The organism is Catenuloplanes sp. NPDC051500 (assembly GCF_044454585.1).
In the GTDB taxonomy this organism is placed as follows: Bacteria; Actinomycetota; Actinomycetes; order Mycobacteriales; family Micromonosporaceae; genus Catenuloplanes.
The window spans coordinates 1-20,593 of the sequence record NZ_JBITDX010000012.1 but is presented as its reverse complement, the minus strand read 5'-3'; the positions used below and the strand labels follow the sequence as shown (position 1 = coordinate 20,593).

Here is a 20,593-nt window from a genome sequence, read left to right as displayed (position 1 = left end):
TGTCACCGTGCCACACTCGGTTGCGTCCCGGAGCGACGGAACGCGTACTGTGGGCATGCCGTACGCCCTTGACCAGCAGGCGAGGGGAACTGGGCATGGCCGATCACCCCGCTTCGTACCCCGCTTCACATCCCGCTTCGCAGCCTTCGGATCCGTCCACGGGCGCTGTCGGCCTGCTCGAAAGTCGCTTCGACGCGGCCGGCGTGACAGCGCTGCGCCACCGGGTTGCGGACTGCGCCGCGGCCGCGGGCCTGAACGGCGAGCGGCTCGACGACTTCGTGCTCGCGGTCTACGAACTGCTCACCAACGCGGTCCGGCACGGCGGTGGCAGCGGCGGCCTGCGACTCTGGCACGACGGCAAGCGGGTGGCCTGCGAGGTGGTGGACCGCGGCCGCGGCTTCGACAGGACCGTCCGGGCCGAGCCCCGGCTCCTTGCGGCGGCGCCGGGCGGGTGGGGCCTGTTCCTGGCGGACAAGCTGACCGACAGCATCGAGGTGGTGAGCGGCCCGGAGGGGACGACGGTGCGGATCGCCACCGCGTTGACCTGAAGCCCGCTTCACGTCGTACGGTCCCTTCATGATCGACAGTGTCTTCGACAGGCGGCACCTGCTGACCACGGTGGGCGCGGTCAGCCTGGTCTTCCTGGCCGCGTTCGAGTCGCTTGCAGTCACCACGGTCATGCCGATCATCACGGCCGACCTGGGTGGCCGCGACCTCTACACGCTCGGTTTCGCCGCCACGCTGGCGGCGGGCGCGGTCGGCATGGTCGCCGGCGGCACGCTCGCGGACCGGCGCGGACCGGGCCGGCCGCTGCTGATCGCGATCGGCGTGTTCGCAGCCGGGCTTGCGCTGGCCGGCCTGGCCGGGCAGATGGCCGTGTTCATCGCCGGCCGGTTCCTGCAGGGCCTCGGCTACGGCGCCTACACAGTCGCGCTCAACGTGGTGGTCGCCCGCCTCTACCCGCCTTCGCTTCACCCGCGCCTCTTCGGCCTGTTCGCGGCCGCCTGGGTGGTGCCGTCGCTGATCGGGCCGTTCGCGGCCGGCATCGTCGCGGAGACGTTCTCCTGGCACTGGGTCTTCCTCGGTGTGCTGGCACTTGTCGCGCTTGTCACCACGCTGATCCTGCCCGCGCTGCGCCGCATCCCGCCGGTCACGGTCTCGCCGCTGACCGGCCGCGATCTCCGCCGGATCGGCGCCGCCACAGTGGTCGCGGCCGTCGTGGTGGTGCTCAGCCTGGTGCCGTCCTGGCTGGTGGTGGCGCCGGCGCTGCTCGCGGCCGGGCTGGCGATGAAGCAGCTGCTCCCCCGCGGCACACTGCGCGCCGTGCGCGGTCTGCCGGCCACGATCCTGCTCTGTGGTACGTCCGGGGCCGCGTTCTTCGGCACCGAGGCGTACCTGCCGTTGCTACTGCAGGACCGGTACGACTATCCGGCCTGGCAGTCCGGCGCGTTCCTCACCGCGGCCGCGCTCTCCTGGGCGCTCACCTCCGACCTCCAGGGCCGCCCGTTCGCCGCCGGCATCGGCCACCAGACCGTGATCCGCCTGGGCGCGGCGCTGCTGGCCGCCGGTGTGCTGACCGTCCTGGCCACCGCCGCACTCGGCCTGCACCCACTGGTCGCGGGCCTCGGCTGGCTGGCCGCGGGCGGCGGGATGGGCGCGATGTACCCCCGGGTCAGCACCGCGGTCCTGGCCTTCTCGTCGCCGGACTCCCAGGGCTTCAACCTCAGCGCCAAGGCCATCTCCGACGCGGCCGCCGCGAGCATCTCGCTCTCCGTGGCCGGTCTGATCTTCCACTCGCTCGGCGACGCGGGGTTCGCGGGCGCGTTGACGCTTACCGCGGCCGCGGGCCTGGTCACGCTTGCGGTGGCCGGCCGAATCGCGGTTCGGTCACCGGAAACAGATCAAGGGACCGACGTCCGAGGACGCCGATCCCTTGATCAACGGGGGGTGGAGAAAGCCTCTTAGGCGCCGAACTCCTGGGTCCAGTAGAGGGTGCCCTGGGCGTCACGGGCGACGCCGACGCCGATCGTGGTGGCCTTGCAGGTGAGGATGTTCGCGCGGTGGCCGGGGCTGTTCATCCAGCCGGTCATCACGCCGGCGGCGTCCGCGTAGCCCCAGGCGATGTTCTCGCCCACGGCCTTGGCGTAACCGGCGGCCGCCACCCGCTGGGTGAAGGTCGAACCGCTGCGGCCGGTGTGGCTGAAGTACCCGAACGTCGCCATGTCGGTGCTGTGGGCGCGGGCGGCCTCGGTCAGCGCCGGCGCCACGGTCAGCGCGGTGCAGCCGGCCTTCACACGCTCAACGTTGGTCTGTGCGACGACCTGGGTCTCCAGCGTGGTGGCCGGGGTCACGGCGGCGGTCGCGGCGGTGGCGGTGCCACCGATCACGATCACGGCGGCGACGGCGGTCAGGGCGGCGGAGCGGACCAGGTTGCGCAAGATGTGTGCCTCTCGGTTGGCGTTCGCTGTGCGGTGTCGCTCAGCGTTACGCCAATCAAGTTCGGCGGGCGGTCGCAAACCTTGATAGATCGACCAGGTGCTATGCGGTGAGCACTCGGGTCCCGGACGGGTGCCAGATCCAGCCACCGTTTCGCAACCGCCGACCGCGCACGGCACAGCGGCGGGCCACCCAGCAGGACGGGCCACCAAGCACGGGGCGGGCACCCAGCACGGGGCGGGCACCCAGCACGGGCGGGCACCCAGCACGGGCGGGCACCCAGCACGGCGGGCCACCAAGCACAGCGGGCGCGGTCTGCAGCTGTGCTGCGGACCGCGCCCGCGATCGGGTTTGTCCTGACCACCGCGGAGCCGACAGGGAGGAGCGCCAGCGACGACCGTTGCCCGCGGGAGCAAACGGGCAGCACCACGGCGGAAGCGGGCATATGCCCTGGATTTGGATTTAGTGGAACAGCGCGCTTACCGACTCGCCGTTGTGGATGCGGCGCATCGCCTCCGCGAGGGCCGGGGCGACGGAGAGCACCTGCAGCTTCGGCACCCGCTTCGGCTCGGGGATCGGGACCGTGTTCGTGCAGACGATCTCCAGTACGCCGGGCTGCTCGCTCAGCCGCTGGAGCGCGCCGCTCGAGAAGAGGCCGTGCGTGCAGGCCAGGCGGATCGAGCGGACCTTGAGTTCGCGCAGGTGGTCCATCAGCTCGATGGCCGTGCTGCCCTTCGCGATCTCGTCGTCGAGCACGATGACGTCGCGGTCCACCACGTCGCCGATCACCGCGGAGATCTTGACCTTGTCGTCGTTGAAGCGTTGCTTCGCACCGGCCGCGACAGGCGTGCCGAGCATCCGGGCGAACGCCGCGGCCTCCTTCGCGTTGCCGAGGTCCGGCGAGACCACCACGGTGTCGGTGAGGTCGTACTGCTTAAAATGGTCGGCCAGCTCGCGCAGCGCGTGCAGGTGGTCGACCGGGACGCTGAAGAAGCCGTGCACCTGCGGCGAGTGCAGCGTCATCGCCAGCACCCGGTCGGCGCCGGCCGTGACCAGCAGGTCAGCGACCAGGCGGCCGCCGATCGAGATGCGCGGGCCGTCCTTCTTGTCGGACCGGGCGTACGCGTAGTGCGGCAGCACGACAGTGGTGCGGGCGGCCGAGGCGCCACGGGCCGCATCAAGCATGAGCAGCAGCTCGACCAGGTTCTCCTGGACCGGCGGCACAAGTGGCTGGATCAGGAACACGTCGCGCTCACGGCAGTTGGCCTGTAGCTGGACCTCCAGGCAGTCGTTGGCGAATCGGGAGACACGGGTGGGGAGAAGCGGTACGCCCAAATGGCTGCAGATCTCTTCGGCGAGCTCCGGGTGGGCACTTCCGCTGAACACTGCGATGTCACGCACGGATGGCAGCTTAACCACGCGCCGATCACCGCTGAGCAGGCCCGGCCTAACTCCACCCTAAATTTGAGAGCGCTCTCTTGACCCTCTCAGGATTCGTGCGGTTCGATGCGGTCAGCCCGTTAACCACGCAGTTCGACCGGAAGGTGCAACCCACATGCACCAGATACCCGGGGCGCACCGTCCTCGTCGCGCCCGTTGGATCTACTCGAGCAAGATCGGCCGCTCGCTGCTCGCACTGTCCGTCGTCGCCACCGGCCTCGGCAGCGCGTTGTACCTGACCAACAACAAGCCCGAGGCGTCCGCCGCAAGCACGCTTGTCTGGTCTGACGAGTTCAACAGCGCGGCCGGCACCCGCCCGGACGCGGCGAAGTGGAACTACGACATCGGTGGCGGCGGCTTCGGCAACAACGAGCTGCAGTACTACACGAACAGCGCAAGCAACGCGGCTACCGACGGCAACGGCAACATGGTGATCACGGCCCGCCGGGAGAACCCGGCCGGCTACCAGTGTCACTACGGCACCTGTCAGTACACGTCCGCGCGACTGCTCACAAGCGGCAAGTTCACCCAGACGTATGGCCGGTTCGAGGCCCGCCTGAAGCTGCCGAAGGGCCAGGGCATCTGGCCGGCGTTCTGGATGCTCGGCGCGGACATCGGTTCGAACCCGTGGCCGGGCAGCGGCGAGATCGACATCATGGAGAACATCGGCAAGGAGCCGAACACGGTCTACGGCACCATCCACGGACCGGGCTACTCCGGCGCGGGCGGCCTGACCGGCTCCAAGGTGAACAACGCGCCGCTCGGCGACACCTTCCACACGTACGCGGTGGACTGGTCGCCGAACCTGATCGTCTGGTACCTGGACGGCGTCGAGTACACCCGGAAGACCCCGGCGAACCTCAACGGCAACCGGTGGGTCTTCGACAAGCCGTTCTTCATGATCCTGAACCTGGCGGTCGGCGGCAACTGGCCGGGCTACCCGGACGGCAGCACCCAGTTCCCGCAGAGCCTTGTCGCGGACTACATCCGGGTCTACTCGCTTGACGGCGGCAGCACCCCGCCGCCGAGCACAGGCGGCGTCTCGCTCAAGGGCAACGGCTCCGGGCGGTGCATCGACGTGCCGGGCAGCCAGTCGCAGGACGGCCTGCCGCTGCAGATCTGGGACTGCCTGAACAACAGCGCGCAGAAGTGGACGTTCAACAGCAACGGCTCGCTCACCGCGCTCGGCAAGTGCATGGACGTGGCCGGCGGCAACCCCGCGAGCGGCACGAACATCCAGCTGGCGAACTGCAACGGCTCCGCCTGGCAGAACTTCGTGCTGAGCGGCGCCGGTGACCTGGTCAACGTCGCCGCCAACAAGTGCGTCGACGTGCGGGGCAACGGCACCGCGGCCGGCAGCAAGCTCCAGCTGTGGGACTGCGCCGGGACCCCGAACCAGAAGTGGGTCAAGGCGTAACAGCACCGCGGAAGTGGCCGGCACAGGTGTGCCGGCCACTTTTTTCATGCCTTGAGCAGGCCGTTCACGAACGCGACGCTCTTCCCGGCGAAGTCGGCCCGGCCGCCCTCGTGGCCGTCCCACTCGTAGACCTCGACCGTCTTCTCCGTGCCGCCGTACGCGTTCACCGCGGCGAAGATGCCGGACGGCGGGCAGGTCGCGTCCATCAGCGCGGCCGACGCCAGCAGCGGCGCGGTCGCGGCCGGCGTCAGGTGAAGCAGGTCGATGTAGTCGAGCGTCCGCTGCGCCGCGGCCACCCGGTGCGGGTTGACCCGGAAGAAGCGGACCAGCTCGTGGAACGGGTCGGTGTCCACAAGCGTGACCATCCGCCGGATGTGGCAGAGGAACGGCACCTGCGACACCACCGCGTGCACGAGCGACGGGACCAGCGAGGCGGCGGCAAGCGAGAGCGCGCCGCCCTGGCTGGAGCCGGCCACGGCCAGCCGGGACGCGTCCACGCCGGGCAGGTCGGCCGCGCTCTCCACCGCGCGGGCCGCGTCGGCGAACAGGCGCCGGTAGTAGTAGGTGTACGGGTCGAGGATCCCGCGGGTCATGAAGCCGGGGTGGCTCGGGCCGGCACCGTCCGGGCCCGGGTCGGGCGTGTCACCGCCGCGCCAGGACGCGCCCTGGCCACGGGTGTCCATCACGAAGTGCGCGTAGCCGGCGGACGGCCAGAGCAGCCACTCGTGCGGGAGGCCGCGGCCGCCGCCGTACCCGATGAACTCCACGACCACCGGGAGCGGGCCGTCAGCGCCGGCCGGCACGTTGAGCCAGCCCTTGACCGGCTGACCGGCGAAACCTGTGAACGTGACGTCGTAGGTGCGCACGTTCGCGAACGGCGTCTCCAGCGGCGTGGCCACCGGGCGTGCTCCGGCGGACCGGGCCTCCGCGAGCGTCTCGGCCCAGAACGAGTCCAGGTCCCCGGGGATGTGCGGCTCGGGCCGGTACGCCCGCAGCTGGTCAAGCGGTAGGTCGAAGAGCGCCATGCCGCCGGACGCTACCAGCGGGTGCCGGTGATCCGTTCGTACACGTCCACGTAGCGGGCGCGGGTGACCTCGACCACCTCGGCCGGGACCTCCGGCGCGGGCGGCGTCTTGTCCCAGCCGGTGCTGAGCGACCAGTCGCGCACGTACTGCTTGTCGAACGAGAACTGCACGCGACCGGGCTGGTACTTGTCGCCGGGCCAGAACCGGGACGAGTCCGGCGTCAGCACCTCGTCGCCGAGGGTCAGTACGCCGTCCGCGTCCCAGCCCAGCTCCAGCTTGGTGTCCGCGATGATCAGGCCCCGCTCGGCCGCGATCTCCGCGCCCCTTTTATAGACATTCAACGTGATATCGCGGAGCTGGTCGGCAACATCCGGCCCGACCTCAGCGACCACTTCCGCGAACGTCATCGGCTCGTCGTGCGCACCCATCGGCGCCTTGGTCGACGGCGTGAAGATCGGCTCAGCCAGGCGAGACGCCTCGACCAGGCCAGGCGGCAGCGCGACGCCGGACACCACGCCGGTCGCCAGATAGTCCTTCATGCCGGAGCCGGTGAGATAGCCCCGCGCGACGCACTCCACCTTGGCCATGGTCAGGCGCTTGCACCTGATCGCGCGACCGGCCCACTCCTCCGGCACGTCGGTCGCGCTGATCACGTGGTGCGGAATCAGATCAGTGAACTGGTCGAACCACCAGAGCGAGAGCTGAGTGAGGATCTTGCCCTTGTCCGGGACCGGGGTCGGCAGAACGACGTCGTAGACCGAGATGCGGTCGGACGCGACCAGGACCAGGTCCTCGCCGTCCACGTACACGTCCCGAACCTTGCCCGAGTGCAGCAGCTCCACGCCATCAGTACATCACGCGTGTTACTTCCGCCTGCGGCCGCGCGTCACCATGAAGACGATCAGCGCGATCACGACGACGACGCCGATGCAGCAGACGGCGCCGAACAGGAAGAACCCGCCGCCTCCGCCACTGCGCCGGCGGCGCTCCTCGATCAGCGCGTCGGCCACGCCGTTCGTGCTCGCCCACGCCGCGGCGGGAATCAGGATGGTCAGGGTCAGGGTGGTGAACAGGGCGCCCAGGCGGACGGCCCAACGCTTCATCGCAGCCATACCTCCATCTTGACCTTCCCTCGCAAGGATGGCGACTTGACCCCCGATCGGGTGTCGTTTCAGGAATCGGAACACGGCGCAGACTATTTGCCGCTAATGGGACCGGGTTATTGACAGTCCCGGCGCGTGCGGTCTTAATGAGGCGTCACTCGGGTCGGGCTGGAGAGATCGTGGGCTTTTCGAGATCCACCACAATGCGGGCGATCACCGCCGCGATGCTGATATTGGGCGGCGTCACCGCGTGTGACCAGGGCGGCGCCGGCGAGGGGTCCGCCGAGACGCTGAGCTTCTTCTTCTGGGGCGGCGACAAGCGCATCCAGCTCACCCAGCAGGTGCTCGATCTCTATCACAAGCGCCACCCGAATGTGACGTTCACAGTCTCCTCGCAGCCGAACGCCGGCTATTTCGACGAGCTCGCGAAACGGATCGACGGCGGCACCGCGCCGGACCTGTTCCAGATCGACGACAACTACCTCACCGAGTTCGCCCAGCGTGACTACCTGCTCGACCTGGGGCCGTACCTCGCCGACGACCGGATCGACCTGGCCCAGGTCTCCAACGGCCTGGTCCGGTACGGCCGGGTCGACGAGAAGCAGGTCGGCATCGCCGCAGCGGAGAACACGGCCGCGCTCGTCTACGACAAGTCGCTGCTGGACCGGCTCGGCGTGGCCGCCCCCTCGTCCGGCATGAACTACCCGCAGTACCTCGCCTGGGCCGCCACGATCACCGAGAAGAGCAACGGCGCGGTGGCCGGCACGATGGACCCGTCCGCCGACTACAAGGCGTTCTGGCTCTGGCTGCGCTCGCAGAACAAGGAGTTCTACTCCGGCGCCGCGCTCGGCTTCACCGAGGCGGACGTGACCGCCTGGTTCCGGCTCTGGAAGGACGCGCGCGACGAGGGCGTCACGCCTGACGCGCCGGTCATCCACGAGGCGAACGCGGGCGACGCCACCAAGCAGCTCGTGGTCACCGGCAAGGCCGCGACCTCGTTCATGTGGTCAAACCAGCTGCCCGAGATGCAGCAGAAGACCAAGAACGAGCTGGGCATCGTGGCGTACCCGGGGGCCGCGTCCGCCGCCTGGGCACGCGCCTCGATGTACTGGAGCGTCCACAAGGGGACCGCGCACCAGGAGACGGCCGCAGACGTGATCGACTTCCTGGTCAACGACCCGGAGGCGGCCGCGATCCTCGGCACCGAGCGCGGCCTCGCGCCGAACCTGCAGAACCGGCGCGAGCTCGAGGTGTCGCTCAACGACCCGATCATGAAGGCGTCGATCGCGTACACGAACGAGATGAGCACCAGGTACGGCAACGCGCCGCTGCCGCCGCCGAAGGGGCACGGTGCGATCCGGGCCGCGCTGGTCAAGGCCGCGGAGGGCACCCAGTCCGGCGCGCTGACCCCGGAGGCGGCCGCCAAACAGTTCGTCACGGAGGCGAACGCCGCACTGAAGTAACGCCCGGAATAGGCGTGGCCGTGGGAGGGTAAGGCACGGCTTCAGCTTGTTACGGAGGGCGCTTTGGAGATCCACGTCAACCGGGACCTGGAGCCCGACCTCGTCGCGCTCGCGGAGGCGTACGGGGTCGCCACCTGGTACGAGAACTGGCGTCGCGAGCCCACGAACGTGAGCCGCGCCGCCGTCACCGGCACGCTGCGGCTGCTCGGGGTGGACACGTCCACCCCGGCCATGGTCGCGTCCGCGCTGGAGCGGATCCGTGCCGCGCACGACCCGCGCCGGCTGCCAGCGACAGTGGTGCTGCGCGCCTCGGCGAACCGCGCGCTGCCGGCGCCCGGCACCGTCACGTTCGAGGACGGCACCACCCGCGCGGTCACCGGTGAGCTGCCCGCCGGGCTGCCGCTCGGCTGGCACCGGCTGACCACCGCGAACCAGGAGGTCACCCTCGTCGTCGTGCCGGACGCGCTGCCCGAGGCACCCCGGGCCTGGGGCTGGATGCTGCAGCTCTACGCGGTGCACTCGGAGCAGTCCTGGGGCATGGGCGACTTCGGCGACCTGAAGACGCTGGCGTCCTGGTCGGGCGCGGCCGGCGCCGGGCTCACGCTGCTCAACCCGCTGCACGCGCCCGCGCCAGTGCATCCGGTGCCGTCCTCGCCGTACTCGCCGTCCAGCCGCCGCTTCTGGAACCCGCTCTACCTGCGCGTCTCCGACGTGCCCGGCTACGAGGCGCTGCGTGCGGAGATCGACGCGCTGCGCCCGCCGCTCGGCGATCTGATCGATTACGACGAGGTCTGGCGGGCCAAGCAGGCCGCGCTGGAGCTGATCTTCCCGCTCTCCGGCTTCGAGATCTCCGACGATCAAGATCTTCGGGGGTACGCGACGTACTGCGCGATCGCCGAGGTGCACGGGGCGAACTGGCGGCAGTGGCCGTCCGAGCTGCGGCACCCGGACAACGCCGAGGTGGCCGCGTTCGCAGCGGACCGGCAGGACCGGGTCGCGTTCCACTGCTGGCTGCAGGAGCTGTGCAAGACGCAGCTCGCGGCCGCGAACGCCGCGGCCGCCGAGGCAGGCATGCCGGTCGGCATCGTGCACGACCTGGCGGTCGGCATCGACCCGGGCGGCGCGGACGGCTGGATGCTTCAGGACGTGCTCGCCTCGGGTGTGCACGCGGGCGCACCGCCGGACGCGTTCAACCAGCTCGGCCAGGACTGGGGCCTCGCCGCCTGGCGCCCGGACCAGCTCGTGGCCACCGGCTACCAGGCCTACCGGGACATGCTTCGCGGCATCCTGCGGCATGCGGGCGGCCTGCGGGTCGACCACGTGGCCGGGCTGTGGCGGCTCTGGTGGGTGCTCCCCGGCGCCGGGGCGGCGGACGGCACCTACGTCACGTACGACCCGGAGGCGATGGCCGGCATCCTCGCGCTCGAGGCGCACCGGGCCGGCGCGGTGGTGATCGGCGAGGACCTGGGCACCGTGCTGCCGGTGGTGACCCGCGGCCTCCAGCGACGGAACATGCTCGGCTCGGCCGTGATGTGGTTCTCCCGCGACCCGGACGCCTGGGCGGACGGCTTCATCCCGCTGTCCCGCTGGCAGCCGAACGCGCTGGCCTCGGTCTCCACCCACGACCTGCCCACCGCGGCCGGCTTCCTCACCGAGGAGCACATCCGGGTCCGCGCCTCGCTTGCGCAGCTGGCCGGCCCGGTCGCCGAGGCCGAGGCGGAGGCGCGCCGGGACCGCGCCCAGCTGATCGAGCTGCTGCGTGCGAACGGCTTCCTGACCGCGGCCGAACCGTCGGTGGAGGAGATCATCACGGCGATGCACGAGGCGCTGGCCGCGACGCCGTGCCGGCTGGTGGTGGCGTCCCCCTACGACGTGCTCGGCGAGCTGCGGCAGCCGAACCTGCCCGGCACCGTGGACCAGTACCCGAACTGGCGGATCCCGCTGCCGGTGACGCTTGAGCAGTTCCGTGCCGATCCCCGCGTCGCAAGGATCGTGGAGATCCTGAACAAGCACTGAGCCCGGCCTCCCACCGGATCACCTGGCCAGGACCAGTCCCAGGTCATTCCCGTTGACGCCGGGAAACACCTCCGCGAGCGCGGTGGCCGAGACGCCGCAGCGCTTGCGGAGGATCTCACCGATCACGGCCCGGTAGTCGGTGGTGACCGCAAGATCACCGTTCACCAGGCGGCCGGCGCCGAGCCCTGGCCACGCGCCGTAGACAGTGCCACCGCGTACGCCGCCGCCGAGCACGAGCATGGCGTTGCCGTAGCCGTGGTCCAGCCCGCCGGAGCCGTTCTCGGCCACCCGCCGGCCGAACTCGCTGATCGTGAGCACTGTGACGTTGTGCAGCGCGGTGTCCGCGGCGAACGCGGCCAGCGCGGTCGCCAGTCCGGACAGGTTGTCGTGCATGCGACCGCCGGCCGCGGCGGCGCCGAGGCCCTCGTGCATGTCCCAGTCGCCGGAGTCCACACAGGCCGCGGTCAGCCCGACGTTGCCCTTGATCAGCCGCGCCACGTCGCGAAGCGCCCGGCCCAGCGTGCTGTCCGGGTACGTGACAGTGCTTGTCACGCCGCGCACCGCGCCGACCGCACCGAGCGCACCCACCACCGCGCGCGCCGGCGCGGCGAGCTCGGGGGCGACTCCGGAGTAGAGCGCGCTCAGCGCGGTGGACATCCGGTTGTTCGACTCGCCGCTCAGCGTGAACGAGTCGATGCCGCGCAGGCTCAGGTCCGGCGACGGTCCGGCGAACGCGCGGTGCGGCTGCGCGGACCCCACCGAGGCGCCGGACAGCGGCCCGGTGGCGCCCATCCCGCCGAGCATCCGGTCCAGCCAGCCGGTGCGCACCGAGGTGCCGGCCGCGGCGCGCTCCAGCTCCTCCATCGCCGCGAAGTGCGAGCGGTTCGGCGCGGCCTGGCCGACCGCCTGCACCGCCGCCATCCTGCCCTGGTTCCAGAGCGGGGCCAGCGGGCTCAGCGCCGGGTGCAGGCCGAACATGGCGTCGCCGGCCGCGATCTTCGCCTTCGGCACCGCGATGCCGGGCCGGGCCGCGTAGTAGTCCGGGTCGCCGACCGGCACCACCGCGGACAGCCCGTCGAAGCCGCCGCGCAGCGAGACGACAACGAGCACGTCACGGGCGATCGCTGACGGCGTGGCCGCGAACGCGAGCTGGGTGGAGAGGCCGGCGCCGGTCAGCCCCGCCATCCCCGCGGCCAGGCCACGACCGAGCAGGCCCCGGCGGGTGAGGCCGGTGTTCTCCGCGCATCCGCACTCGGTCGTCGTCTTCACTGTCAACACCAATCATTCGTGGGTACGGGAAAAGGCTTCGACATCCGCTCAGCGCACCAGGAAATAGGGCGAGTCAAGGATGAGCGCGACAAGGTAAGGAAAATTCGCGTTCAGTGCCGGGTCAGTGGATTTGAGCGCGGTTCCGGTGCTTTTCCCGAAATAGGCCGCGAGCGCCGCCGTGTGCGCCGCACTCATGGTCGTGCCGGCCAGCCGGAGCGCCAGCGCGTCCACCAGACCGCCGTAGGTGGCCGGCACCGTGGGCACCAGCGCGGCCCGCAGCGACGCCGGCCGGGTGAGCTGCTTGTACCACCAGTTCGCGGCCAGGTTGATGTGCAGGTTCCAGCGGGTCAGGTGCCCGGACGGCGACGACCAGGCCGCGGCCACGTCCGGGTAGCCGTTCGGCGGCGACCAGGCCATCGGCTGGTGCCCGCTCGGCTCGAGCGCCCAGTAGAGCGACGTCAGCCCGGCCGTACCGGACGCGTCCGGGCCGAAGCCGAGCGCCCGTACCGTGGCGGCCAGGTCCTCAAGCGGTGTGCGCTGCTTGAGCCCGGCGGACGCGGCGAACTCCGTGGACGCGAAGAGCGCCCGCAGCACCGGCGCGATCGCGGTGCCGTTCGCCAGGTAGACCGTGGCCAGCGCGGCGACAAGCGCGGCCGGCGGCTCGTCCGCGACGAAGCGCACGCACAGCTTGCGGGCGATCCGCTCGGCCGTGGCCGGGTGGGTGGCCAGGTAGTCGAGGAACGCGGTGACGGCCGGCTCGCCGTTCGGGTCCGCGTTCGGGTGGCTGAAGCCGAGCACTGTCACCGCGCCGGTGGCGTGCGCGGCCGGGGCGTACCGGTGGAGGCCGGTCTTGTCGTCGACTGTCGCGCCGGTGAGCAGCACCGCGGCCTGGCGCACGTCGGCCTCGCTGTAGACCAGGCCGACCGTGTGCAGTTCGAGCAGCTCACGGGCGTAGTTCTCGTTCGGCTTCGCCTTGGTCGAGTAGCGGTTGTCCAGGTACGTCAGCATCGCCGGGTGCCGCGCGCTCGCCTTCAGCAGGTCCGCGAACGTGCCGAGCGCGTGCCTGCGGATCACCGCGACGTCGTAGTCCGGGCGGCTGTCCCAGACGTCGCCGTTCGGGCAGGTCACGTTGAGGTGGTTGGACCAGAAGTCGGTCATCACCTCGAGGAGCTGCCGGTTGCTCCAGATCGCCCGCGCGACGGCCGCGGTGCCGAGCTGGAACATCGCCTCCCAGCCGTACTTCTTGAACGTGCCGGCGGCCGCGGCCGCGCGCACGCCCGTGATGTCGCGCCCGGCCAGCGGGAGGCGGCCGATCAGCGTCGTGCACGCGTCGTCCGCGATCGAGGCCGGGTTGAGCTGCCGCTCCAGCCAGGCGGTCGCACCGAGCGCGCGGATCTCCGCGATCGAGGCCGGCGTCGGGCCGTAGGTGGCGCGACGCAGCAGGTGCCGCAGCGGGTCCACGGCGACGAGTCCCGCACCCGAGGCTTCGGCGGCGTGAGCTGCGCCTGGCGTGCCGATCGCCAGGGCGGCGCCGGTCGCGGTGGCGGCGCCGAGCAGCGTACGCCGGGAGGTCTGTGCGGTCATGCCGTGTCTGTCGCCCGGGCGGGCGACAATCTGATGCGTGGCAACCGGACTGCGCCCGTTCGCAACCGGACCGCACCTCGGTGTTACTCATATTTGCGCGAGATCAACGGGACGCGAGAGGGTTGCCGCGTGGGCAGAGAGAAGCGGGACGGCACGGTGCGCCGGATCGTCCGTGGCGGCGGCGTGGCCGAGGTGGTCCCGGACCGTGATCGGGAGAACGCGTTCCTGCTCCTGGTGGACGGCACCCAGCAGTCACATGTGGACCTCGCCGATCCGTCCGCGCTCGAGTTCGAGTACATGCGCCGGATCGCCGCCGTGCTTGACCTGACCGCGCCGCCCGGCGAGCCGCTGCGCGTGCTGCACCTGGGCGGCGGTGCGCTGAGCCTGCCCCGCTACCTGGCCGCTACCCGCCCCGGCTCCACGCAGCGGGTGGTGGAGATCGACGGCGCGCTTGTCGAGCTGATCCGCGAGACGCTGCCGCTGCCGAAGGACGCGAAGATCCGGGTACGCATCGGGGACGCCCGCGAGGTGGTCACCGGCACACCTGACGCGTCCTACGACGTGGTGATCGGCGACGTGTTCGACGAGGCCCGCACGCCCGCCCATCTGACCTCCGTGGAGTTCGCCGCGCAGGTGGTGCGGCTGCTGCGCCCGGACGGCCGCTACATCCTGAACATCGCGGACAGCCCGCCGCTGCGGTTCGGCCGCAACGCGGTGGCGACCGTGCGGTCGGTACTGCCGGAGGTGTGCCTGATCGCGGACGCGACGGTGCTGCGCGGCCGGCGCTACGGCAACCTGGTGATCGCGGCCGGGCGTACCCCGCTGCCGTTGCCCGATCTTCGGCGCCGGATGGCCGGCGACTGGTTCCCGAGCCGGGTGGAGGCAGGCCCGGAGCTGGACCGCTTCGCCGACGGCGGCCGGGTGGTCACCGACGCGGACGCGGAACCCTCGCCGCCCCCGCCGGAGCTGCTCCGCCCGGAGCGTCCCCCGCTTTAACGGGCACAGGTCAACGGGAACGGGCGCACCCAGACATCGCAACGCTCACTTTCGATGTATTGGCTATTGTCGAAGGAGCGGATAGCCTGCCAGGGGCGTGTGTCGGAAGTAGGCATTTCCTATGCAGACCTTGCGCTGGCCAATTGATACAGAGTTCAATCATTGCGAACTTCGGTCCTTGCGGGTTGCTTCTGGGCCGGCCGGGACCGCTTCCCGATCGACGGTTGCAACCGGTAGGAGGAACCCGCGGTGGACACGCCCGTCACGGTGGCGATTGTCGACGACCACCCCGTGGTGCTCGAGGGCGTGCGATCCTGGCTCGCCGACGACCCGCGGCTGCGCGTGGTGGCCACCGGCTCGTCGATCGACGACGTCCTGGCCGCCGCCGGCGATGTGAAGGTGCTGCTGCTCGACCTGAACCTGCACGGTCGCATGGTGATCGACCGCGTCTCCGACCTCTGCGACGCCGGCCTGCGCGTGGTCGTCTACTCCGAGCACACCGACGCGGACACGGTGCTGCGCGTGGTCGAGGCCGGCGCCGTCGCGTTCCTGGCGAAGAACGAGGGCAAGGAGCACTGTGTCCAGACCGTGCTCGCCGCCGCGATGGACCAGCCGTACGTTGCTCCGTCGCTGGCCGGCGCCATGGTCGGCGACCGCCGCCCCGAGCGTCCCGCGTTGTCGGAGAAGGAGCGCGAGGCACTGCTGCTCTGGTTCCAGTCCATGTCGAAGGCGTCAGTCGCCCGCCGCATGCAGATCAGCGAGCACACGGTCAAGCAGTACGTGGACCGCGCCCGGATCAAATATGCCAAGGCGGGCCGCCCGGCGGCGTCCAAGGCGGCGTTGCTGGCGCGGGCGATCGAGGACGGTCTGATAAAACCAGACGATGTCCAGGAATATCGGTCAAATGCATCAAACGCGTCGAACCGCTACTAAACGCGGCTTGACCCCCCATCAGGTGTCATGACTGTGGAGCCTTCAACCACCAGAGTGGGGCATTGAGGAGGTTTCTTTCATGGCCGATCAATCGTCCTCCTACTTCCGTCTGACGGAAGGGGCGCGGCTGCCCGAGGGACCCCGTCTCCACGAGGGCGAACAACTGCTGTGGCATGGCCGGGCAAGCGTCGCGGAGCACCTGTACAGCGAGACAATGACCCGTTCCGCCGTTCGGTGGACACTGCCGCCGTCGACGACCGTCATGGTCACCGACCGCCGCCTGATCTTCGTCGGGCCGATGGAGCGGGAGAACGCCGCCGAGCGCGGCCGCGTCTGGAGCCACCGTGCGTGGATCCGCAGGCGCGACCATCAGACAATGGTCGGGCAGCTGCTCTACCAGTGGCCGTACCACCTGTACGTGCACTCCACCCAGGAAGTGCTTCTCGTCTGCGGCGCCGCGCTGGCCGGTGGGCGGCCCACGCTCGCCATCTCCGGCGGCGACGTCGGCGGCGGCTTCCTGGCCAACATCCTGCGGCGGGCCATCTCCGGCTTCCGCATTCAGCACTCGGACGTGCTCGGCCTCAACGAAACCAAGATCGAAACGCTGACCGGGCTGCTCAACGGGCCAAACTTCCAGCGCAAGGTCGGTTCCGTACGGCTGCCGGGTGCGCTACTCCTGGGCTTCCAGCAGGAGCGGGAGTACGCGGACGCGGCGCTCGCGGCCGTGCACCGCAGCCGCGCGACGCACTGAACTTCCTCCGGGCGGGCCGGCTGCCACTGGCCCGTTCACGAGTCTTTCTCCCCGGAGAAAGCTCACGTGTGTGGTGGGACCGGCGCAAAGAGGGTGGGGGCGCCGGTTCCACCCCCACCCGTCTGCGCTCTTCGTGACGCCTGACGCCTGACGCCTGACGCTTAGAGCAGGTGTGCGCCCGCGCCGACGTTCGCCCGGCTGATCACGTGGTCCACCAGGCCGTAGTCCTTGGCCTCCTGAGCCGTGAACCAGCGGTCACGGTCGGAGTCGCGGTTGATCTCCTCCGGCGTGTGACCGGTGTGGAACGCGATCCGCTCATTCATGACCTTCTTGACGTGAAGCATGCTCTCCGCCTGGATCGCGATGTCCGCCGCCGTGCCGCCGATGCCGCCGGACAGCTGGTGCATCATGATCCGGGCGTGCGGCAGCGCGTACCGCTTGCCCGCCGTGCCGGCACAGAGCAGGAACTGGCCCATCGAGGCCGCCATGCCGACCGCGATCGTCGCCACGTCGTTCTTGATGTACTGCATCGTGTCGTACACGGCCATGCCGGCGCTGATCGAGCCACCCGGCGAGTTGATGTAGAGCGAGATGTCCTTCTCGCTGTCCTCCGACGCCAGCAGCAGCATCTGCGCGGTGATCCGGTTCGTCACGGCGTCGTCGACCTGGCTGCCCAGGAAGATGATCCGCTCACGGAGCAGCCGCTGGAAGACCTCGTCATCGAAGCTGCCGCCACCCGCACGCATCACGAGCTCGTCCCTATCCATGCAACCACCCCTCGGTTCAACGTCAGGTCAACACTCCGCCGCGAAGGCCCCCGAACCAAGCGATTCCCCGCACAGCGAACACCCCCATTATTCGTGCTGCACGCGCCACCGGTCCTCCCCGCCACCACATTTGCCCTGATCCCGCCCTCCCATCCCCTCTGACCTGCAAAGACACGATCGATGACCAGCCGTTTTGCATTCTCGGCGCCACGCCAGCTAGTCTTTGGAAGCCGACGCGGGGTGGAGCAGCTCGGTAGCTCGCTGGGCTCATAACCCAGAGGTCGTCAGTTCAAATCTGGCCCCCGCTACGAGGGACGAGGGACTGTGTTCGCGGAAAGCGCGAACATGGTCCCTCTTCGCATTCTGCTCCGGGGCCGAGCCCCGGAAACCCCACGGGGCGGTGGGCGCCCACCGCGAGTTGGCGCGAGTTTCAGAACCTCGGAGCGGCGGGGGTACGAGGGGTCTGGGGTATTGATTCGCGGATTTGGGGCGGGCGCGCTAGTGTTCTAGATGCGACGCGGGGTGGAGCAGCTCGGTAGCTCGCTGGGCTCATAACCCAGAGGTCGTCAGTTCAAATCTGGCCCCCGCTACGAATGAAGTTGCAAGGTGTGAGGCGCGGTTCCTAGGTTCTAGGGGCCGCGTTTTGCGTTGTGGCGTGAAGCGTGCGCGTCTTGCCGCTCCGGCGGGTTTGGTGCTGGGCGCGTTCGGGTGGGGTGGTGATGCCCTCCTCCGGCGAGGAGGGCTTGGGGCTCAGGCTCGGATCGGGGCGTAGATGGTGGTGGGGGCGTCTGTCATCAGGGCCCAGTAGCGGTCGCCGTAGGACCAGTGCCACCACTCGGTGGGGTAGTTGATCAGGCCGGCCTCGAGTAGGGCGTTTCCCATGATTGTGCGATTCGTGACGGCCGCGTCGGGGATGTTGGTGGCGGCGGTGAAGCAGGCGTCGGCGCTGTCGTCTGGGGTAGCGTCGACCACGGTGCCCATGTCGAGTTCGCGGCCCTCGGCGTCGCAGAGGGTCAGGTCGACCGCGCCGCCGGTGCTGTGCGGGGCCACCTCGACCGGGGAGACGAACTTGCTGGTCTCGACGTGCAGGCGGGCGACCGGCCAGTCCGGGTACCGGCGGCGCAGCTCGTCGCGGTAGCCGGTGAAGATGGCGAGCTGCGCGTCGTAGGGCCGGTAGCCCTCGATCACCAGGAGGCTCAGGCCGTCCGGCAGCGCGGCCTGCGCCGTGACCAGGCGTTCGGCCAGGCCACGACGCATCAGCGCGTACCGCCCGGTCGGCTCCGCGGCCCGGGCGTCCACGCGAAGCAGGTCGCGCGCGTCGACCAGCTCCTCGCCGTTGTCCTGCTGCGGGACCGCGGCTATCGCGGGGTCGGACAGCAGGATCATCGATTGCTTGTCTTCCATGATCCAAGGATCCCTGATCGGAGGAGACGATCGGATATCCGGGCGAGGTCTGATCGGTGAGTTCCGGCCCGCAGGCCCGGCACGCCAGGTTCTCCGCACCGCCCCGGCGCCACCGGGGATTGCCGGTCAGGCGGTCACGGGAACCGGCTCGGCAGGTGCTACCGGTGCCGGGCGCAACACGGCGGCGGCAAGCAGGAAGGCGGCCACGATCAGGCCGGCCCCGATCGCGAACGCCAGCCGATACCCGCCAGACCGCGCCGATGGTGATCGCGGCGGGCAGCAGCGCCAGGCCGGTCTCACGTGCCGAGTAGCCGAACACGCGCTGCAGGTAGAGCGTGCCGACCACCTGGAAGCCGAACGTCGCGGCCACCACAAGCACCTGCACCGCGTTCGCACCTGACACCACGCGGGAGCGAAAGATCCGCAACGGCATCAGCGGGTACGCCGCGGCGGCCTGCCGGACCAGGAAGCCGGTCAGCAGCACGGCGGCGACCAGCCCGGTGATCAGCACGGTGGTGGAGGGGCCGCGCTCGGTGCCGGTGACCACCGCGTGCAGCGCCAGCACGAGCCCGGCGGTGACAAGCAGCGGCTCAGTGCTCGCGCTGCCGAGCCCGGCGGGCCGGCACCGACGTCTCCACCGGCCGCGCCAGATGCCCCTCCACAAGCCGGTTCATCGCCCGCAGGAACACCTCGCGCTCGTCCGGCGGCAGCGCGTCAAGCACCTCCGCGTGCACCCGGTCCGCGATCTCCTGACTGCGCACGGCCAGCTCCGCCCCCGCGTCGGTGACCGCGATGATCCGCGCGCGGCGGTCCCGGTCGGACGGGCGGCGCTCCGCCAGCCCGGCCCGCTCCAGCGCGTCCACGGTCACCACCATCGTGGTCTTGTCCATGTCGCCGATCTCGGCCAGCTCGGCCTGCGTGCGCTCGCCGTCCATCGCGTGGGTCAGCACGCAATGCATGCGCGCGGTCAGGCCGGCCTCGGCGAGCGCGGCCGCCATCCTGGTCCGCAGAACGTGGGCGGCATGGTTGAGCAGGAACGACACGTCCGGCTCGGCGCGAAGGGGCGTGCTCATCGCCCAAGCATAGCTATTGATCCCGCTCAAGATAATCTCGCGCGAAACGATTCCGCGGTCACCGTATCCGCCGGATAGAACGTCTCGATCGTCAGCTCCTCGACTGTCACGTCCGCGGCCGTCTCCACCCGCGACGCGATCGAGAACAACGCCAGCTCGCCGCCGTCCGCAAGCAGCCGCATCGGCAGCACCACCCGCCCTGCGGGCAGTTCAGGATCCAATCCGCCGGGGTACGCCCGCAGCTCCTCCCACAGCCCCACCAGGCGCGCGTCGCCGAGCTGGTCCGCCCGGCGGCGCAGCTGCCCGAGCAGATGGGACCGCCACTGCGCCAGGTTCACGATCCGCGGCGCCAGCCCTTCCGGGTGCAGGCTCAGCCGCAGCACGTTCACCGGCGGCGCGAGCAGCTCCGGCGCGCAGCCCGCGGTCAGCAGCGGCACGGCCGCGTTCGCGTCAAGCAGCTCCCACCACCTGTTCACCACCACCGCCGGGTACGGCTCGTGACCGGCCAACACCATCCGCAACGCGGCCCGCACGCTGCTCAACTCTGGTGCGTCCAGCCCGGCCCGGGGATACCGCGGCGCGTACCCGCCGGCCAGCAGCACCTCGTTGCGCTCCCGCAGCGGCATGTCCAGCTGCTCGGCCAGGCGCAGGATCATCTGCGGCGTGGGCCGGGAGCGCCCGGTCTCGATGAAGCTCAGATGCCTTGTGGAGATCCCGGCGCGGATCGACAGTTCCAGCTGGCTCAGGCGGCGGCGCTCCCGCCACCGGCGGAGCAACAGGCCGGCCGGGCGGGACTGCGCGGTGACGGTCATGCGAGCTGACGCTAGTGTTCTGTCTCGTAAATAGGTAGTCGGTTGGTACGGTGGCGGTTGTGAATCGTGCCGCCGCGCCTTTGGTGCTTGATCCGGGTCAGCGT

General features: G+C 70.3%; 19 protein-coding genes and 2 tRNA genes. 10 read left to right on the top strand and 11 right to left on the bottom strand.

Annotation, left to right across the window (positions count from 1 at the left end):
- Positions 1 to 95 precede the first annotated feature (95 nt).
- Both ACIA8K_RS23860 and ACIA8K_RS23855 read left to right on the top strand, forming a co-directional pair.
- Entirely contained in the window at positions 96 to 548 is a 453-nt protein-coding gene (locus ACIA8K_RS23860) for an ATP-binding protein (RefSeq protein WP_396062779.1), read from the top strand.
- Positions 549 to 576: 28 nt separating this feature from the next.
- Positions 577 to 1,965, top strand: coding sequence for an MFS transporter (locus tag ACIA8K_RS23855; protein ID WP_396062777.1), 1,389 nt, complete (start codon positions 577 to 579; stop codon positions 1,963 to 1,965).
- Here the strand turns inward: ACIA8K_RS23855 and ACIA8K_RS23850 are convergent.
- On the bottom strand, positions 1,962 to 2,438 hold the full coding sequence (locus tag ACIA8K_RS23850) for a CAP domain-containing protein (RefSeq protein ID WP_396062775.1): 477 nt from the start codon (positions 2,436 to 2,438) through the stop codon (positions 1,962 to 1,964). The genes ACIA8K_RS23855 and ACIA8K_RS23850 overlap by 4 nt on opposite strands.
- 460 nt (positions 2,439 to 2,898) lie before the next feature.
- On the bottom strand, positions 2,899 to 3,837 hold the full coding sequence (locus ACIA8K_RS23845) for a ribose-phosphate diphosphokinase (RefSeq protein ID WP_396062773.1): 939 nt from the start codon (positions 3,835 to 3,837) through the stop codon (positions 2,899 to 2,901).
- Positions 3,838 to 3,991: 154 nt separating this feature from the next.
- Between ACIA8K_RS23845 and ACIA8K_RS23840 the strand changes: the two genes are divergently transcribed.
- Complete coding sequence (locus ACIA8K_RS23840; protein ID WP_396062771.1) at positions 3,992 to 5,293, top strand: family 16 glycosylhydrolase; 1,302 nt, start codon at positions 3,992 to 3,994, stop codon at positions 5,291 to 5,293.
- 44 nt (positions 5,294 to 5,337) lie between these two features.
- Here ACIA8K_RS23840 and ACIA8K_RS23835 read toward each other — a convergent pair whose 3' ends face one another.
- From ACIA8K_RS23835 to ACIA8K_RS23825, 3 genes are read right to left on the bottom strand one after another with little or no spacing between them, the layout of a single operon-like run.
- Positions 5,338 to 6,318 carry an acetylxylan esterase gene (locus ACIA8K_RS23835; protein ID WP_396062769.1) on the bottom strand — a complete coding sequence of 327 codons (981 nt, stop codon included), beginning with the start codon at positions 6,316 to 6,318 and terminating at the stop codon, positions 5,338 to 5,340.
- An 11-nt stretch (positions 6,319 to 6,329) separates the two neighbouring features.
- Positions 6,330 to 7,160: a phosphoribosylaminoimidazolesuccinocarboxamide synthase gene (locus ACIA8K_RS23830; RefSeq protein WP_396062767.1), complete on the bottom strand. Its 831-nt coding sequence runs from the start codon at positions 7,158 to 7,160 to the stop codon at positions 6,330 to 6,332.
- Positions 7,161 to 7,181: 21 nt separating this feature from the next.
- Entirely contained in the window at positions 7,182 to 7,430 is a 249-nt protein-coding gene (locus tag ACIA8K_RS23825) for a hypothetical protein (protein ID WP_396062765.1), read from the bottom strand.
- Positions 7,431 to 7,600: 170 nt separating this feature from the next.
- On the opposite strand from ACIA8K_RS23825, the gene ACIA8K_RS23820 reads away from it, so the two are divergent.
- Together ACIA8K_RS23820 and malQ are read left to right on the top strand one after the other, a co-directional pair.
- Complete coding sequence (locus ACIA8K_RS23820) at positions 7,601 to 8,884, top strand: ABC transporter substrate-binding protein (RefSeq protein ID WP_396062763.1); 1,284 nt, start codon at positions 7,601 to 7,603, stop codon at positions 8,882 to 8,884.
- A 63-nt stretch (positions 8,885 to 8,947) separates the two neighbouring features.
- Positions 8,948 to 10,900, top strand: a complete 1,953-nt coding sequence (gene malQ / locus ACIA8K_RS23815; protein WP_396062761.1) for a 4-alpha-glucanotransferase — start codon at positions 8,948 to 8,950, stop codon at positions 10,898 to 10,900.
- A gap of 18 nt (positions 10,901 to 10,918) precedes the next feature.
- On the opposite strand, the gene ACIA8K_RS23810 is transcribed toward malQ, so the two are convergent.
- Positions 10,919 to 12,169, bottom strand: coding sequence for a DUF1501 domain-containing protein (locus ACIA8K_RS23810; RefSeq protein ID WP_396062759.1), 1,251 nt, complete (start codon positions 12,167 to 12,169; stop codon positions 10,919 to 10,921).
- 48 nt (positions 12,170 to 12,217) lie between these two features.
- Positions 12,218 to 13,753 carry a DUF1800 domain-containing protein gene (locus tag ACIA8K_RS23805; RefSeq protein WP_396062757.1) on the bottom strand — a complete coding sequence of 512 codons (1,536 nt, stop codon included), beginning with the start codon at positions 13,751 to 13,753 and terminating at the stop codon, positions 12,218 to 12,220.
- Positions 13,754 to 13,882: 129 nt separating this feature from the next.
- Here ACIA8K_RS23805 and ACIA8K_RS23800 point away from each other — a divergent pair, with 129 nt between their 5' ends.
- From ACIA8K_RS23800 to ACIA8K_RS23790, 3 genes are all read left to right on the top strand, one after another.
- On the top strand, positions 13,883 to 14,749 hold the full coding sequence (locus ACIA8K_RS23800) for a spermidine synthase (protein WP_396062755.1): 867 nt from the start codon (positions 13,883 to 13,885) through the stop codon (positions 14,747 to 14,749).
- Positions 14,750 to 14,998: 249 nt separating this feature from the next.
- Positions 14,999 to 15,682, top strand: coding sequence for a response regulator (locus ACIA8K_RS23795; RefSeq protein WP_396062753.1), 684 nt, complete (start codon positions 14,999 to 15,001; stop codon positions 15,680 to 15,682).
- Positions 15,683 to 15,761: 79 nt separating this feature from the next.
- Positions 15,762 to 16,433: a hypothetical protein gene (locus tag ACIA8K_RS23790; protein WP_396062751.1), complete on the top strand. Its 672-nt coding sequence runs from the start codon at positions 15,762 to 15,764 to the stop codon at positions 16,431 to 16,433.
- 161 nt (positions 16,434 to 16,594) lie between these two features.
- Here the strand turns inward: ACIA8K_RS23790 and ACIA8K_RS23785 are convergent, their stop codons facing one another.
- Complete coding sequence (locus ACIA8K_RS23785; RefSeq protein ID WP_396062749.1) at positions 16,595 to 17,200, bottom strand: ATP-dependent Clp protease proteolytic subunit; 606 nt, start codon at positions 17,198 to 17,200, stop codon at positions 16,595 to 16,597.
- A gap of 234 nt (positions 17,201 to 17,434) precedes the next feature.
- On the opposite strand from ACIA8K_RS23785, the gene ACIA8K_RS23780 reads away from it, so the two are divergent.
- Both ACIA8K_RS23780 and ACIA8K_RS23775 read left to right on the top strand, forming a co-directional pair.
- A tRNA-Met gene (locus tag ACIA8K_RS23780) sits at positions 17,435 to 17,508 on the top strand.
- Positions 17,509 to 17,716: 208 nt separating this feature from the next.
- Positions 17,717 to 17,790 (top strand) — tRNA-Met (locus ACIA8K_RS23775).
- A gap of 160 nt (positions 17,791 to 17,950) precedes the next feature.
- On the opposite strand, the gene ACIA8K_RS23770 is transcribed toward ACIA8K_RS23775, so the two are convergent.
- From ACIA8K_RS23770 to ACIA8K_RS23760, 3 genes are all read right to left on the bottom strand, one after another.
- A complete protein-coding gene (locus tag ACIA8K_RS23770; RefSeq protein WP_396062747.1) occupies positions 17,951 to 18,604 on the bottom strand; it encodes a M15 family metallopeptidase in 654 nt (217 codons plus the stop codon).
- Between the two features lie 590 nt (positions 18,605 to 19,194).
- Positions 19,195 to 19,677, bottom strand: a complete 483-nt coding sequence (locus tag ACIA8K_RS23765) for a MarR family winged helix-turn-helix transcriptional regulator (protein ID WP_396062745.1) — start codon at positions 19,675 to 19,677, stop codon at positions 19,195 to 19,197.
- A 26-nt stretch (positions 19,678 to 19,703) separates the two neighbouring features.
- On the bottom strand, positions 19,704 to 20,489 hold the full coding sequence (locus ACIA8K_RS23760) for a helix-turn-helix domain-containing protein (RefSeq protein ID WP_396062743.1): 786 nt from the start codon (positions 20,487 to 20,489) through the stop codon (positions 19,704 to 19,706).
- Positions 20,490 to 20,593 lie beyond the last annotated feature (104 nt).